This window comes from Aliidiomarina sp. B3213, assembly GCF_003290085.1.
Lineage (GTDB): Bacteria > Pseudomonadota > Gammaproteobacteria > Enterobacterales > Alteromonadaceae > Aliidiomarina.
The window spans coordinates 525,230-540,048 of record NZ_QMKJ01000002.1; the positions used below are offsets into that span (position 1 = coordinate 525,230).

Annotated in this window: 13 protein-coding genes; 1 reads left to right on the forward strand and 12 read right to left on the reverse strand. The window is 47.3% G+C overall.

The features are described from left to right. Positions 1-83: 83 nt before the first annotated feature. From DQX04_RS07695 to DQX04_RS07750, 12 genes are all read right to left on the reverse strand, one after another. A complete protein-coding gene (locus tag DQX04_RS07695) occupies positions 84-1,382 on the reverse strand; it encodes an adenylosuccinate synthase (protein WP_111915305.1) in 1,299 nt (432 codons plus the stop codon). Positions 1,383-1,457: 75 nt separating this feature from the next. Continuing rightward, positions 1,458-2,627, reverse strand: coding sequence for an aminotransferase class V-fold PLP-dependent enzyme (locus tag DQX04_RS07700; RefSeq protein WP_111915306.1), 1,170 nt, complete (start codon positions 2,625-2,627; stop codon positions 1,458-1,460). Positions 2,628-2,700: 73 nt separating this feature from the next. Further along, positions 2,701-3,588 (reverse strand): protease modulator HflC, encoded by an 888-nt coding sequence (gene hflC, locus DQX04_RS07705; protein WP_111915307.1) that lies wholly within the window; start codon positions 3,586-3,588, stop codon positions 2,701-2,703. A 2-nt stretch (positions 3,589-3,590) separates the two neighbouring features. Further along, the gene (hflK, locus tag DQX04_RS07710; protein ID WP_111915308.1) at positions 3,591-4,775 is read right to left on the reverse strand and encodes an FtsH protease activity modulator HflK; all 1,185 of its coding nucleotides are present in this window, start codon (positions 4,773-4,775) and stop codon (positions 3,591-3,593) included. A 23-nt stretch (positions 4,776-4,798) separates the two neighbouring features. After that, positions 4,799-6,082: a ribosome rescue GTPase HflX gene (gene hflX / locus DQX04_RS07715; protein WP_111915309.1), complete on the reverse strand. Its 1,284-nt coding sequence runs from the start codon at positions 6,080-6,082 to the stop codon at positions 4,799-4,801. A gap of 23 nt (positions 6,083-6,105) precedes the next feature. Continuing rightward, positions 6,106-6,366 carry an RNA chaperone Hfq gene (gene hfq, locus DQX04_RS07720; RefSeq protein WP_111915310.1) on the reverse strand — a complete coding sequence of 87 codons (261 nt, stop codon included), beginning with the start codon at positions 6,364-6,366 and terminating at the stop codon, positions 6,106-6,108. Between the two features lie 159 nt (positions 6,367-6,525). Beyond that, a complete protein-coding gene (miaA, locus tag DQX04_RS07725) occupies positions 6,526-7,503 on the reverse strand; it encodes a tRNA (adenosine(37)-N6)-dimethylallyltransferase MiaA (protein WP_111915311.1) in 978 nt (325 codons plus the stop codon). Next, positions 7,493-9,214, reverse strand: a complete 1,722-nt coding sequence (gene mutL / locus DQX04_RS07730; RefSeq protein WP_111915312.1) for a DNA mismatch repair endonuclease MutL — start codon at positions 9,212-9,214, stop codon at positions 7,493-7,495. Before mutL ends, miaA begins: the two co-directional genes overlap by 11 nt. Positions 9,215-9,244: 30 nt before the next feature. Continuing rightward, positions 9,245-10,582, reverse strand: coding sequence for an N-acetylmuramoyl-L-alanine amidase (locus DQX04_RS07735; protein ID WP_111915313.1), 1,338 nt, complete (start codon positions 10,580-10,582; stop codon positions 9,245-9,247). 24 nt (positions 10,583-10,606) lie between these two features. Next, positions 10,607-11,080, reverse strand: a complete 474-nt coding sequence (tsaE, locus tag DQX04_RS07740) for a tRNA (adenosine(37)-N6)-threonylcarbamoyltransferase complex ATPase subunit type 1 TsaE (protein WP_165831965.1) — start codon at positions 11,078-11,080, stop codon at positions 10,607-10,609. Positions 11,081-11,098: 18 nt separating this feature from the next. After that, entirely contained in the window at positions 11,099-12,604 is a 1,506-nt protein-coding gene (locus DQX04_RS07745; protein ID WP_111915314.1) for an NAD(P)H-hydrate dehydratase, read from the reverse strand. A gap of 8 nt (positions 12,605-12,612) precedes the next feature. Further along, a complete protein-coding gene (locus DQX04_RS07750) occupies positions 12,613-12,810 on the reverse strand; it encodes a YheV family putative zinc ribbon protein (protein ID WP_111915315.1) in 198 nt (65 codons plus the stop codon). Positions 12,811-12,929: 119 nt separating this feature from the next. On the opposite strand from DQX04_RS07750, the gene DQX04_RS07755 reads away from it, so the two are divergent. Further along, complete coding sequence (locus tag DQX04_RS07755; RefSeq protein ID WP_111915316.1) at positions 12,930-14,819, forward strand: ATP-binding cassette domain-containing protein; 1,890 nt, start codon at positions 12,930-12,932, stop codon at positions 14,817-14,819.

Consider the following 14,819-nt stretch of genomic DNA (forward strand, 5'->3'; position numbering starts at 1 on the left):
TTTTCGTTTTTTGTCACAACCGCTCAAAAATTGAAACTATTGTGCAAAAAAGACGCATAAAATCCGAATTTTATGCTGCGAAATTACGCTTTAAATGGATGGCGCAGAACAATCGTTTCTGCACGATCTGGTCCGGTAGAAATAATATCTACTGGAATACCCAATAATGCTTCGATACGTGCGATAAACGCAAGCGCATTATTAGGTAGGTCTGCATGAGCTGTTACACCTTCAGTTTGCTCGCTCCAACCAGGTAGAGTTTCATAAACTGGCTTTACAACTTCATAGTCTTCAGCAGCCATTGGTGGTAAATCCGTAACTTCACCACTAGCTAGCTCGTAACCTGTACAAATCTTAATTTCTTCAAGCCCGTCAAGTACGTCTAACTTGGTTAAACACAAACCGCTTAACGAGTTAATTTGAACCGCGCGCCGCATTGCCACTGCATCGAACCAGCCAGTACGACGCTTACGACCTGTAGTCGCACCGAACTCGTGACCTTTAACACCTAAGTGTTGGCCTACATCACAGTCAAGTTCTGTTGGGAAAGGTCCCGAACCTACGCGTGTCGTGTACGCCTTCACAATACCCAGCACATAATCAAGGTAACGTGGGCCAAAGCCAGCACCAGTAGCAACACCACCTGCAGTGGTGTTAGAGCTTGTTACATAAGGATATGTGCCGTGGTCGATGTCTAATAAGGTACCTTGTGCACCTTCAAACATAATGTTTTTGCCTTCGCAGCGCGCCTTTTCCAATAGGCCCGGAACGTCAGCAATCATCGGCTTAAAGATTTCAACGAGCTCTTTACAGCGTGCAAGCACGTCGTCTAACGAAACGGCTTCTTCGTTGTAATAATTAGTCAGCATAAAGTTATGCTGTTCTAGTACTTCACGTAGCTTTTCTTCTAAACGTACTGGGTGGAATAGATCCCCTACGCGGATTGCTCTACGTGCAACTTTATCTTCGTAAGCAGGACCAATACCACGCCCCGTAGTACCGATTGCTTTCTTACCACGCGCCTTTTCACGAGCTTGGTCGAGTGCAATATGATAAGGCAAAATAAGCGGGCAAGACTCACTAATAAGTAAGCGTTCGCGAACTGGAATGCCACGGTTCTCTAGCATTTCAACTTCTTCCATTAACGCGTCGGGTGACAACACCACACCGTTACCGATAACGCAAATGACGTTATCGCGAAGAATGCCCGATGGAATAAGGTGAAGTACGGTTTTTTCACCGTCAATTACAAGTGTATGACCGGCATTGTGACCGCCCTGATAACGCACAACGTACGTTGCTTCGTCGGTCAGCAAATCAACAATTTTACCCTTACCTTCGTCACCCCATTGAGTGCCGAGAATCACTACATTCTTACCCATGGCTTCGCTTTTTGTCCTGAAGGAAAATTTCAGGCGGCGATTCTATCAGAATTTTGCCGCCAATTCGCAGCTTTTTTAATCGCTAGCAACGCTATTAAAGTTTAGTTGCTGATAATCTTGTGTTTCGTGGTAAAGACCAAAGCCAAAACGCAGACGATTGTCACGATAATCTGTTAAAACGCCCTGCTCTCGTAGGTGTGCGGCTAACGTCGCGACGTCCTCCGCACTTCCCCACCTGAACGTGAAAAAGTGACCGTGGGTTTCTAACCCATTCTCTAATAACGTGTCTCTGTTCACTCTTGGGTCGTTAAGTTCGTCCAACCGCTTTAGGAATGACGCTTTTAAAGTGCTTACATATTCGTTAATTTTCGCTGGTTTAAGTCCTTCTTGCTGCCACATCGTGAGTACCGCATCGAGGCGGTACAACGCAGACAAATCCATCGTTGCGCCGGCGAACGCCATACCATCATCCGCGTATCCCACTTGCCCTTCCTGAGCGTTAGTTAAATTACCAAAGTCGGCATACCATCCGGTATATTCTGGTCTATAGGCATGGGCGCTCGGTACGACCGCAAAACAACAACCTTCACCAGCTTGGGCGTATTTATAACCACCCGCTAAATAAAACAAACGCTCTTCGTACGGTTGCCAGTCGGTAGGGATCGCTCCGAAACCATGGTAACCATCTACCATGATAAGCGTGTCGTCATTTTGCACATCGTCTAACCACTCACTCGGCGCAGGCGCAGCCACACCAGAGTTGAAAAATATTTGGCTAATGAAAATCATGTCCCAGCTGCGGCTTGCAACTTCTGTACGCCAGCGCTCTGCAAATGTGTCAAAAGGCTCCGTAGGCACACGTACTACTTCCACATTGCCGCGCTCTTCTAAGCGTCTACTTTGGCGGTTAAAACTATGGAACTCACTATCAGTCGTTAAAATTGCTAAGTCTCTGCCATAGCGGAAACTTGAAAGCGCCCGATACAATAGTTCATGAGTATTCGGTGCAAATACAATTTGGGCAGGTTTCGAGACATTTAAAATGTTCGCTATCTTTTCTTGCACAGCAGGTACTTTTTCCGCAAACAAATAGCCCCACTTATCGTCTGCCATTCTCGAAGAGTCGTCCCAATAAGCCATGTGCGCGTCACGTGTTACATCAGGCCAATAGTAATGACTATGTGGAGCGCAGTGTAAAAAGCCTTCTCGGGCTTTTAAGAATCGACTATATAAATGCTTGTACATCCGAAAATTCCTCGAGTAATCCACCTAAAAAAGGGGGCTAAGCCCCCTTCTTTATCTTTCTTTAAATTGTAGTTTAGTCTGCGGCACTTTCTAGCGCATTAAAATAGCGGAAGAAATCACTTTCCGGACTAATCACTAACATGCTGTCGCCATTACCGAAGCTGTGTGTGTAGGCTTCCATGCTACGAATAAATGCGAAGAACTCTGGGTCTTGCCCATAAGCCTCTGCATAAATGCGAGCGGCTTCCGCATCACCTTCACCTCGAATCTGACGCGACTGACGTTCAGCGTCCGCAATCATTACGGTAACGCGAGCGTCGATGTCTGCACGAATGATTTCAGCTTGCTCACGACCTTCAGAGCGGTGCTCACCAGCTACAGCTTGGCGTTCGGCACGCATACGGTTGAAGATTGCGTCACTCACCTCTGTAGGTAAGTTAATCTGCTTCACGCGTACGTCTAGCACTTCAATACCTAGGTCGTTAGAGCCTTCTGCGGCTTGAATAAGCGCCTGCTCCATAAGTTCGTCACGCTCACCTGAAACGATTTCGCGAATAGTGCGAGAACCAAACTCCGCGCGTAAACCGGTATTAATTCGGCGAGTTAACAAGTCTTCAGCCTGACGCTGGTTACCACCATTAGTTGAAAGGTAGTATGTCGCAAAGTCAGTAATACGCCATTTCACGAACGCATCAACAATTAAGTCTTTCTTTTCGCTGGTAATGAAACGGTCTGCTTGTCCGTCCAACGTTTTGATACGCGAATCTAACTTTACGATACGGTCAATAAACGGAAGTTTTAGGTGCAAGCCTGGTTCATACACAATCACTTGCCCTTGCTCGTCTTGCGCAACCTTACCGAATCGAATCACGATTCCACGCTGTGCTTCGCCAACAGTAAACAACGAAGTTAAACCAAGTAAAGCGAGAATCACGACAAGTACAATAATAAAGTTTCTCATGATTAGTTCACTCCTCTGTTGGTATAACGCGAGGTGTCGCGGCCAGTGTCGCGTGTTGAAGACTGCGAATTTAAACGAGTATCGCTAGTGCTAGTTTCACCGCTGTTGTCTGGCAACATAGGAACAGGTGAGTCACTCAAGCTACTGCGGTTTTGCATGATTTTGTCGAGCGGTAAATAAAGTAAGTTATTTCCACCTTCAACGTCGACAAACACTTTGCCGTTGTTCGCATAAATTCTTTCTAGTGTTTCAAGGAAAATACGCTGGCGTGTTACTTGCGGCGCTGCTTGGTACTGAGGTAGCAACTCGTTATAACGTGCCACTTCACCCTGCGCTCTAAGCGTAACCTGCTCTTTATAAGCTTGTGCTTCTTGCAGCATACGTCTTACACGACCACGAGCTGTTGGCTCAATTTGGCGCGCATAGGCTTCAGCTTCACGAATGAAACGCTCTTCATCTTCTTGTGCACGAATAGCGTCGTCAAATGCTTCGCGAACAGCTTCTGGAGGTCTTGCGCCTTGGAAGTTGACTTCCACTACGGTAATACCAATGCCGTAACGCTCTACCAAGGTTTCAATAATTTCACGCGTTTGTTGACGAACTTCATCACGACCTACGGTTAAGATGTTGTCCATCGTGTTGTGGCCAATTACATAACGCAACGCACTGTCAGTTAACTGTGACAAGCTCGATTCCGGGCTTTCTACATTGAACAAGTATGCGCGAGGGTTGGTAATTCGGTACTGAACGCCCATTTCCACGTTCACTACGTTCTCGTCTTCTGTCAGCATTGAACCCTGTGTTTGTTGTGAACTAATGTTGTTCACGTCAACGTTGGTGATAGTGTCAATGAAACGAGGACGCCAATGTAAACCAGAACCTACTTCCGCGTAATACGCACCAAAGCGTTGAACTACGCCACGCTCTGCTTCTTTAACGGTGTAGAATCCGGAAATAAACCAAATTACCACAGCCAAGGCGACAAGAAGTCCAATGCTCTTGCCACCAAATCCAGAATTCTTTTGGCCGCTACGTCCGCCGCCTTTATTGCCACCTAAGCCAAGTTTGCTCATCATATTTTTGAGCGCTTCATCTAAGTCAGGAGGCCCCTGATTATTACCACCTTGGTTGTTATTCCAAGGGTCGCGGTCTTTTTTGCCGCCATTCCCCGGTTCATTCCAGGCCATTGATTACTCCAAGTTTCTACTGATTAATTGATAATCTGTTGCAGTTTTTCGCCAAACTGTTTTTTTAATTTTTGCCACTCTACGTCAGGCATTCGTACCGATATTAACATATCTCCTCGCTCGTTTGCCTGCTCTTCCTGCACACATTGTAGCGCATACAATTTACTTCTTAATTTGCCTTCCATCGGCGGCACACGCAACGTTGTTTCGACCATGTGCGGTGCCAAACGTTCATGCAATGCTTGGCGAAGTAAATCTAGCCCCTCGCCTGTAACTGCAGAAACCCAAACCCGCTCCGGCACACCCTCATCATTGTAATCGATTCGTGGTGCTACACCTTCCATAAGATCGAGCTTGTTAAATACCAATAATTGCGGAACTTCATTGGCTTCTATTTCTTCCAATACGCTATTCACTTCGCGCTGGTTTTCATCTCTGCGCTCGTCGAATGCATCCACCACGTGAATAAGTACGTCGGCGTCTCTCGTTTCGGTAAGCGTTGCTTTAAAAGCCGCTACAAGATCATGGGGGAGGTGGCGAATAAAACCAACCGTGTCTGCAAAAATAACTGGTCCAATATCGCCTAAGTCGAACTTCCGTAACGTCGGGTCGAGCGTCGCAAATAATTGGTCCGCAGCATAAACATCCGCTTCAGTAAGCATATTAAACAATGTCGACTTACCCGCATTGGTATAACCGACCAACGCTAACGTGGGAATTTCAGCACGCTTTCTAGACCTACGCCCTTGCTCGCGCTGCTTCTCTACTTTTTCTAATCTACGTAGAATATTTTTAATGCGCTCCCGCAACAAACGACGGTCTGTTTCTAACTGGGTTTCCCCCGGGCCTCGTAACCCGATACCACCTTTTTGGCGCTCTAAGTGAGTCCAACCTCGAATTAAGCGGGTAGAAATATGTCGAAGCTGAGCAAGCTCAACTTGCAGCTTCCCTTCATGGGTTCGGGCGCGTTGTGCAAAAATATCAAGAATGAGACCCGTACGGTCGATTACACGACATTCAAATACACGTTCAAGGTTACGCTCTTGGGAAGGTGATAGTGCATGATTGAATATCACAACACCTGCGTCGACTGCTTTAACAAGCGACGCTATTTCTTCGGCCTTTCCGGAACCAATAAAAAGCCGAGCATCTGGAGAATTTCTAGACGCGGTAACTACACCAACAGTTTCGACACCGGCAGAAGAGACTAGAAGCTTCAGTTCTTCTAAATCTTCTCTAGCCGCCTCAGCGGCGAAATTAACATGAACCAGAACGGCTTGCTCACTACCTTCGTACCTATCAAACAAGCAAGCCTACTCCTACACCTGACTTACAGATGTTCGTTAATTTCGTCGTGCTCTTGTCCGTTTTGAGGCGGATACTGACTCGGAATACGAGCAGGAACCACTGTTGAAATTGCATGTTTGTACACCATCTGGCTAACTGTATTTTTCAGTAGCACCACAAACTGATCGAATGATTCGATTTGACCTTGTAACTTGATTCCGTTCACAAGGTAAATTGACACTGGGATTCGTTCTCTTCTTAGCGCATTCAAGAACGGATCTTGCAACGTTTGTCCCTTAGCCATATTCGTTTCCTGCATTGTTATTAGAATTATTCACGCACTTTCACAAAACGATATGTGAAGCGACGTTTAGTAGTGTAGCAATAAAATAGCTATTTTGTCGTTATTTGGATCATCAAGATGATTGATTTTTATCCAGTTGTCACTATGACGATCGCTAGACTACTTCGCTTTCCATACATCGACAGAAGTCGGGGCTTCTTGAAGTATTTTCAAGGCATGATCCAAAATAGATCCTTGTAAAGGATCTATCCAGTTTAGCGCTGGCCAAGATCGCAACCAGGTCATTTGCCTTTTCGCCAGTTGCCGTGTGGCTATAATTCCTTTCTCCCGCATCGTGTCATAGTCCATTTCACCGTCGAGGTATTGCCACATTTGGCGATACCCCACACAACGCATAGACGGAAGATCTAAATGCAAATCTCCTCTGGCTCTTAACGCTTCCACTTCTTGTTGGAAGTTGTCCGCCAGCATCAGATCGAAGCGTTGCTCAATGCGCTTATGTAAAATGCTTCTGTCTTGTGGGGCAACAGCAATTTGCCACGTAGGTAGGGCAAGTCCGGGCTTTTGCTCTGCGGTCAGCTCGGTTAACGACTTGCCACTAAGCTTATACACCTCAAGCGCTCGCATAAGTCGCTGCGGATCGTTTGGATGTATCCGCTCTGCACTTGTAGGATCGAACGCTTTGAGTTCATCGTATAAAACCTGCCAACCCAAAGAGTCTGCACGCTCCTGTATCTCTTGGCGTACCTCTTGGTTTGCCGTCGGCAGCTGAGACATACCCGCAAGTAGAGCCTTGTAATAAAGCATGGTTCCACCCACAAGAACGGGTGTATTACCACGCGCCCGAATGTCGTGAATAAGTGTTTCTGCGTCGCTCGCAAAGTCTGCCGCCGAGTAGCTCTCAAGCGGGTCTAAAATATTCACTAAATGATGTGGGTAACGCTCAAGTTCTTCGGCGGTAGGTTTAGCTGTGCCAATATCCATGCCGCGATAAATAAGCGCTGAGTCAACGCTTACAATTTCACACGGAAAGCGATCAAATAGCTCCATCGCAAGTGAAGTTTTACCTGCAGCCGTTGGACCACTAATACAAATTACACCTTGCTCTAAATTCACAGCTTTGCCTTTATTCAGCATTTCCGAACACAAGATCTTGCCAAGCAAGTGTGTTTACCGTTGGTTTCTGATCGACAGGTATCGCTTGCCAAGCCTCATTGAGTTGCTCCAACGACAAAGATTTAGCACCCGCTTCGCTTGCCAACCATTCTAGTACATCGAGGCGCTCTGTAAGGTGTATGTCGGAACTGCTAGCTTGTAAAAGGCTTAACAGTTGGGGCAATGTTTGCGCTAACGCCGTATGACGAAGTAACGCAGGCACTTTCAATATAGCTGCGCGTGACGCCGAAACTTGGCGCAACTCGATGCCTAATAAACTTAACTGCTGGTGGAAGTCAGTGAGCACCGTTGCCATTTGGTCATATTCAAACTGAGTTGGCAGCAATAGAGGCTGACCTGCCAGCCCCACCGCAAGTTTTTCTTTCAGCTTTTGTAACTCATGTTGACTGCTAATCGCGCCGGTTGGAACTACACCGACCTCGTCGCCTTTCACCATAAGTACAGCTCCAGAGAGCAAATACACCGGTGTCCAACGCTCTGTACTTTGCGCCGGTAATGCCATCATACGCGACCAAGTTTCAACGGCCTGTTTCGGCGGTGATTGCGGACGAGCCGAATAACCTGCGCCCGCGGGGGCACCTGTGCGCACTTGGGAGCCGCTATGGCTGGCTTGTTGATAAATAGACGGGTCAGGAGGCTGATAGTCGTGGCTTGCAGCCGGCTGTTCGGTATGCTCACTGTCGCTCAATACCGTCCTAACAGCACTTAACACGAAGTCATGAATTTGGCGTGACTGATGAAAACGCACCTCATGCTTCGCTGGGTGAACATTCACGTCCACCTGATTTGCAGGCAAAGTAAGATAAAGCACGTAAGTAGCAAAACGATCTTCAGCAAGTGTTTCACCATAAGCCTGACGAACCGCATGGTTAAGTAACTTATCTTTCATCATGCGGCCGTTCACATAAAAATACTGAACATCTTGCTGGTGCCGACAAACCGAGGCAGGAGCCACCCAGCCATTCACATGCAAATCGCCTACTTCGCTTTCCAACTTCACCGACTCTTCCATAAAGCGTCCACCGATTACTTTGGCAACACGCTGGCTGGAAGGCTCAGCACTTTTGGCTCTCGGGAAGTGTTTGCTGGTTTGCCCATTATGAGTAAGCTTAAAGCCAATATCTGGTCGAGCGAGTGCTATTCTGCGAATCACTTCGTCGATGTGGCTCATTTCTGTTTTTTCAGTGCGCAAGAATTTACGGCGTGCGGGTGTATTGAAGAATAGATCTTCTACGTCTACTGTCGTTCCGGTTGGGTGCGAGGCCGGTTCAACGTGCACATCCATGTCACGACCTTCGCAAAACGCTTTCCACGCACTTTCTTGTTCTTCGGTTTTAGAGGTTAGCGTGAGCCTTGAAACCGAACTAATACTCGCTAATGCTTCACCACGAAAACCGAGACTTAGAATCGCCTCTAAGTCGTCTAAAGTAGTTATTTTACTGGTCGCATGGCGGCTTAGCGCCAGCGTAAGCTCGTCTTTTAAAATTCCCGAGCCATTGTCGCGAATGCGTATACGTCGGTGTCCGCCGCGCTCAATATCAATTTGAATCTCAGTAGCACCCGCGTCAATACTATTTTCTACCAATTCTTTAACCACAGAGGCCGGCCTTTCTACCACTTCTCCTGCTGCAATTTGGTTCGCCAGTTGAATTGGCAACTTTTGAATAGACATTATTTTTTTAAGCCATGGTTTAGGGCGAGTTTAAGACGCTGGAATCTGTAGTTCTTGGCCAACTCTTAACATTGAGTCTGCTAGTCCATTGTGCTGCATAATGGCTGCAACCGACGTATTGTATTGGGCAGCGATAACCGACAAGCTCTCACCACTTTCTACAACGTGCGTATGAATACGCTGGTTCGCTAAAATTGTGCCTTCGATAGGATACAGAATAAAATTCGCACGAATGCCTTCGTAAAGTGAACGCGCTAACACTCGCTGATGATCTCTTGAGGTCAACATTCTTTCTTTCTGCGGGTTAGAAATAAACCCTAGCTCAACCAACACAGAAGGGGTTCCAATATTACTCAACACCGCTAAACTTGCGCCTTGAGGCTCTCTTCTGTGTAAGTCAGTCACTCGGCTTAAACGCTCTAAAATGGTTTCAGCAGCGCGTTGCCCATCTGACATAGAGTCTTTTCGTCTCATGTCTAAAAGCGTTTCAACAAGGTACGGGTCACTCTCACGTTGAGCGGCTTCATCTAATTCAAATAGCTCATCAGATAAACGTTCTCGGTCTTCCAGCGCACGACCAAACTCTGTGTTGGCTCGACGCGGTGATAACGTCCAGATCGACGCTCCACGAGGTTCTGGAGATGTGAACGCATCGGCGTGAACGGAAATAACGAAGTCGGCATGCGCTTGACGAATTAGGCGTGCACGCTGCGCTAATGAAACACCGTAGTCTCCGGTACGAGTAAGAACCGCTTCCATAGACGGGTCTGCATCAATTAAATCAGCTAAATATTTTGCTACCGCAAGTGTTACATGCTTCTCATATTTACCTGTCGGCCCTACTGAACCAGGGTCACGACCACCATGCCCGGCATCTACGGCAATAACGACAGGGCGAAGCTCACTATGCTCCGCGGTGCGCACCACACGCTGTGAGCGCTCAGGTATAACCGACTGCCCAGGAAGGTCGACAACTAAACGGTAGTTTCCATCACCATTGGGTTCCAATACTTGAATATTAGGTTCGATGGGTTGGTTAACGTCTAATACAACTCTAGATGTGCTGCTTTCCGGTGGTGTACTTGGGCGAATACGTTCAAGTAACAACGAATTGGTGGTAATCGACGTTAGCGCAAAGTTGTACGAGGTTTCATTAAAATCAATAACGACTCGATGAGGACCACCGTCGTATAGTGTGAAGTAGGTATAGTCTGGGTTTGCCCCTAACTCAAAAACAACGCGTGTTTTGTCTTGGTGCACGCCCACACGAACGTCATGAATTGTGTTCGCAGAAGCCTCTGCCACCCATACACAACTGAGTAGCAAAAAAATTATAATGCAACTTTGACTGTAGATAGCGCGAATCATGGTAGTCACTTTTAGCTGTTCTTCTTATATTGCTTCAAGTATTGCTTTCCCTACTTCTGTGAAAGCTTCTAGCTTCGCCTCTCGGCAAATATCCCCGTTGTCTTGTGCAACCGACGTCAACTCAATAGATAAGTCAGGCTCTGGTAACACGCCATAACCTCGCTCTGGCCACTCTATTAAACTTATAGTGTCATGAGCAAAATAATCTCTGATTCCCATGAATTCAAGTTCTTCAGGGTCAGCTAACCGATACAAGTCAAAATGATAAACCTTCCAGTCACTCAACTCGTAGGGCTCAACCAAAGTATAAGTTGGGCTTTTCACGGCACCGTCATGCCCTAACGACTGAATAATGCCGCGGCTCAGCGTGGTTTTCCCCATGCCCAGACCGCCATGTAACGTAATCACAATAGCTTGGTTAATACCAGCCGCGATACTTTTCCCTAAAGCTACGGTGTCAGCTTCTTTCGCAAGAAAAACCCGTTTGCTCATATTCATACGTCGTACTTCTGCCTTTTACGCTAATTCTGGATTCACTGCGTTAACGAGCTCAGCGAATAAATCTGACGCTATTATGCCACGAGTCTTGCCTTTTGCAGCATTTTCACCTGCAAGAGCATGAGCAACAACGCCTATTTGTGCAGCCTGTTCTTGGCTCACGCCCAAAGCATTGGCTTGCGCCCAAATTCCAGCAATAACACCGGTTAATATATCTCCACTACCCGCAGTCGCCAGCGCAGGTGTGCCGCACTGACATACAGATAAATGCTCATTGTGTTGTACTAGAGTTCCCGCGCCCTTAAGCACAACCGTACCACCGAACCTTTTCTGTATTTGCTCAGCCGCTTCTTGGCGCTTTGCCTGTATGTCAGACGTTTTCCAGGCTAACAAGCGAGCCGCCTCGCCGGGGTGCGGCGTAAGTACCCAGTTATCTTTTCTGACCGTTCGTGTTGCCAACAAGTTCAATGCATCAGCATCTACAACAAGGCTTTTATCAGAAGCAACGATCCAATCGAACCATCCCTTTGCCCATTGAGATTGTCCGAGCCCTGGACCGATAGCAACAATATCTGCACGGCTAACCAGCTCGCGTAACTCAGTGCTTTGCGCATCACCTTCTCGTACCATTAACTCAGGGCTTATTGCGCATTGACCCGACTGTCCTTGCGCGCATATCACTGATACCTTTCCGGCTCCAGCTCTCATGGCAGCTACGCCAGCCATTCCTGCTGCGCCAGCCATTCCCGGGGCGCCACCAATAATAACCACATGGCCCGAGCTACCTTTATGCGCGTCTTGCTTTCTTGCCGGTAAATAGGTTGCAAGCAGTCGTTGATCAAGTCGAACTGCACTTTCTGGAACAATTTCACGGAACGCTTCTAAAACGCCCAAACCGGCAAGATGTAACTGCCCAACAAAACCTTTTGCGGCGCCACAATACAAACCCGTTTTTAACGCCACCATAGACACCGTGTGTCTCGCCTTAACAGCGGCCCCTAGGGGTACACCATGATTTGCATCTAAACCACTGGGAATGTCTGCAGCAATAACGGGGAGGCGCTTTTCGTTAAGCTGCTCAATAACGTCTTTATAAACACCGCGTACGCTATCGCTTAACCCTGTGCCCAGGAGAGCGTCGATCACTACATCAGCCTTTAATTCTGACCAATCACCAAGGGGAAGAACTGTGTTCCCGGCTTCCACCCATAGGCTACGCGCTCTTTTGGCATCTTCAGATTGTGGTTCTTTGTTCGCAAAAACGGAAACGTCATAACCTTCTCGCTGAGCGCACAACGCAGCCACATAACCATCGCCACCGTTATTTCCTGAGCCGCAAAGCACCGAGACGCGCAAAGGCGGAGGAAAAGCACCGCGTAAACACTCACACACTGCCTTTCCAGCACGCTCCATGAGCTGCCACATGTTTAATTCGCAGCGTTCAGCCGCTTCCTGCTCATGCTCTCTAACTTGTGCCGCGCTATAAAGCTCTAGGGGTAAATGGTCAGTGCGTAACGTATCCATGGTATTTACTATTCAGGTTTGAAAATGCCAATGACTTGATCTTGTTGCGTTCCCGTTTTTTCATGTACCGCTTCTTGAGGCTCTTTCATTAAGAAGTCACACTCTACGCAACGAACCATTTCCCGTTCATTTTCTACGTAAAGCATCATCGAATCTTGTGCTTTGCATTCAGGGCAAGTTGCCCCTGCGATAAATCTTTTTCTCATGAAAACCACGCTTTATTAAAAATACTGCCTAACTTGTATTGTAGCGCGAATGAATTTTCGCTGCAGACAAAGTATCATGCGCTCTTTCACACTATTCACGAAGCCATTAGCCACGCATTATGATTCAAGCCGAACAGTTACAACTTATTCGCGGACACAAAACGTTGCTCAACGACACGAAGTTCACTATTTTCCCGGGGCAACGGGTTGGTTTAGTAGGCGCGAACGGCACTGGTAAGTCTTCGCTATTTGCATTGCTTAAAGGCGAACTAAAAGAAGACGACGGCACATTGAACCTGCCTGCGACTTGGCGTATTGCAAGTGTTGCACAAGAAACACCCGCACTGGAAGTCAGTGCTAAAGACTACGTTATTCAGGGCGACCAAGAATATATCCAAACTCGGCACGCTCTGGAGTTGGCAGAACATAATAACGACGGTGAACAAATCGGTCAGCTGCATGCCAAACTAGACGCCATCGGTGGTTATCAAATCGAAGCAAGGGCAGCTTCATTATTAGATGGGCTTGGTTTTACCCCCGACCAAATTCAGCATTCGGTTAAGTCATTTTCCGGTGGCTGGAGAATGCGATTAAACCTCGCCCAGGCGTTAATTGCTCGCTCTGACCTACTACTACTCGACGAACCAACCAACCACCTCGACCTCGACACTATTGTTTGGCTCGAGTCGTGGTTAAAAGTATTTCCAGGAACCGTGATTGTTATTTCGCATGACCGCGACTTCTTAGACGGCATCGTGACGCATATTTTACATATTGAGCAGCAACAAATTTTTGCCTATCAAGGCGATTACACCAGCTTCCAGCGCCAGCGCTCAGAACGCATTAGTCAGCAACATCAGCAGTACCAAAAAGAGCAAGAAAAACGCGCTCACTTGCAAAGCTTTGTGGACCGCTTTCGCGCGAAAGCAAGTAAAGCGAAGCAAGCGCAAAGTCGTTTGAAAGCACTAGAGAAGCTTACTGCAACAGCACCTATCGATGCCTCTGTAAGTTACGACCTAAGTTTCCCCAAGCCGCTCAAGCTACCCAACCCGCTGATTCACTTGGAAAAGGTGCAGGCTGGATATGGTGACACTGTTATTTTGCACGACATTCACTTTAACCTGGTTCCTGGCAGTCGTATCGGTTTACTCGGTCGCAACGGTGCAGGTAAGTCGACGTTAACCAAGCTACTTGCGGGCGAGTTACAACCGTTACAGGGTGAGCGCGAAGTTAACCAAGGTCTAGTGATCGGCTATTTTGCTCAGCACCAACTTGAAACGCTTGATCTAGAAGGCTCAGCCGCGCTTCATATTCAACGCATAGACCCCAAGGCGAGCGACCAAGCTATTCGTGACTACTTAGGCCGTTTTGGCTTTAAAGGTGATCGAGCTTTTGAACCGGTTGGGCCGTTTTCCGGAGGGGAAAAGGCTCGATTAGTGTTGGCGATGCTAGTTTATCAGCGACCTAACTTGCTCCTTTTAGATGAACCGACAAACCACCTAGATTTAGATATGCGGGAAGCCTTGGTTGCAGCATTGCAAGAGTTTGAAGGCGCAATCGTTGTCGTTTCGCACGACCGCCACTTCTTGCGCACCACAGTCGACGACTACTACTTGGTGAACCAAGGGCAAGTTAGCGCCTTTAAAGGTGACTTAGACGATTACAGCACATGGTTACAAGACAACCCTTTACTGTTCTCAAATTCAAAGGCAGAGGAAAAGTCTGACACCAACAAGAAAGCACAACGGCAAGCCGCCGCAGTAAAAAGACAACAACTCAAACCATTGAAAGACAAGCTTAAGAAAGTTGAGAAGGACATGGAAAGTACGCAAGCGAAGCTGGATACGGTGAATGAAGTATTAAGTGCGTCCGACCTTTACCAAACTGCTTCACCAGAAGCATTGTCTGAGCACTTTAAACAACAAAGCGAGCTGGAAAACCAACTCGCTTTACTTGAAGAACAATGGCTTGAGCTTGAAGAACAAGTTCAAGCCGCAAGTTCAGAATAA

Coding starts and splice junctions, on each gene's coding strand:
- DQX04_RS07695 (WP_111915305.1), bottom strand. CDS start 1,382: ATGGGTAAGAATGTAGTGATTCTCGGCACTCAATGGGGTGACGAAGGT.
- DQX04_RS07700 (WP_111915306.1), bottom strand. CDS start 2,627: ATGTACAAGCATTTATATAGTCGATTCTTAAAAGCCCGAGAAGGCTTT.
- hflC (WP_111915307.1), bottom strand. CDS start 3,588: ATGAGAAACTTTATTATTGTACTTGTCGTGATTCTCGCTTTACTTGGT.
- hflK (WP_111915308.1), bottom strand. CDS start 4,775: ATGGCCTGGAATGAACCGGGGAATGGCGGCAAAAAAGACCGCGACCCT.
- hfq (WP_111915310.1), bottom strand. CDS start 6,366: ATGGCTAAGGGACAAACGTTGCAAGATCCGTTCTTGAATGCGCTAAGA.
- miaA (WP_111915311.1), bottom strand. CDS start 7,503: ATGCTGAATAAAGGCAAAGCTGTGAATTTAGAGCAAGGTGTAATTTGT.
- mutL (WP_111915312.1), bottom strand. CDS start 9,214: ATGTCTATTCAAAAGTTGCCAATTCAACTGGCGAACCAAATTGCAGCA.
- DQX04_RS07735 (WP_111915313.1), bottom strand. CDS start 10,582: ATGATTCGCGCTATCTACAGTCAAAGTTGCATTATAATTTTTTTGCTA.
- tsaE (WP_165831965.1), bottom strand. CDS start 11,080: ATGAATATGAGCAAACGGGTTTTTCTTGCGAAAGAAGCTGACACCGTA.
- DQX04_RS07745 (WP_111915314.1), bottom strand. CDS start 12,604: ATGGATACGTTACGCACTGACCATTTACCCCTAGAGCTTTATAGCGCG.
- DQX04_RS07750 (WP_111915315.1), bottom strand. CDS start 12,810: ATGAGAAAAAGATTTATCGCAGGGGCAACTTGCCCTGAATGCAAAGCA.
- DQX04_RS07755 (WP_111915316.1), top strand. CDS start 12,930: ATGATTCAAGCCGAACAGTTACAACTTATTCGCGGACACAAAACGTTG.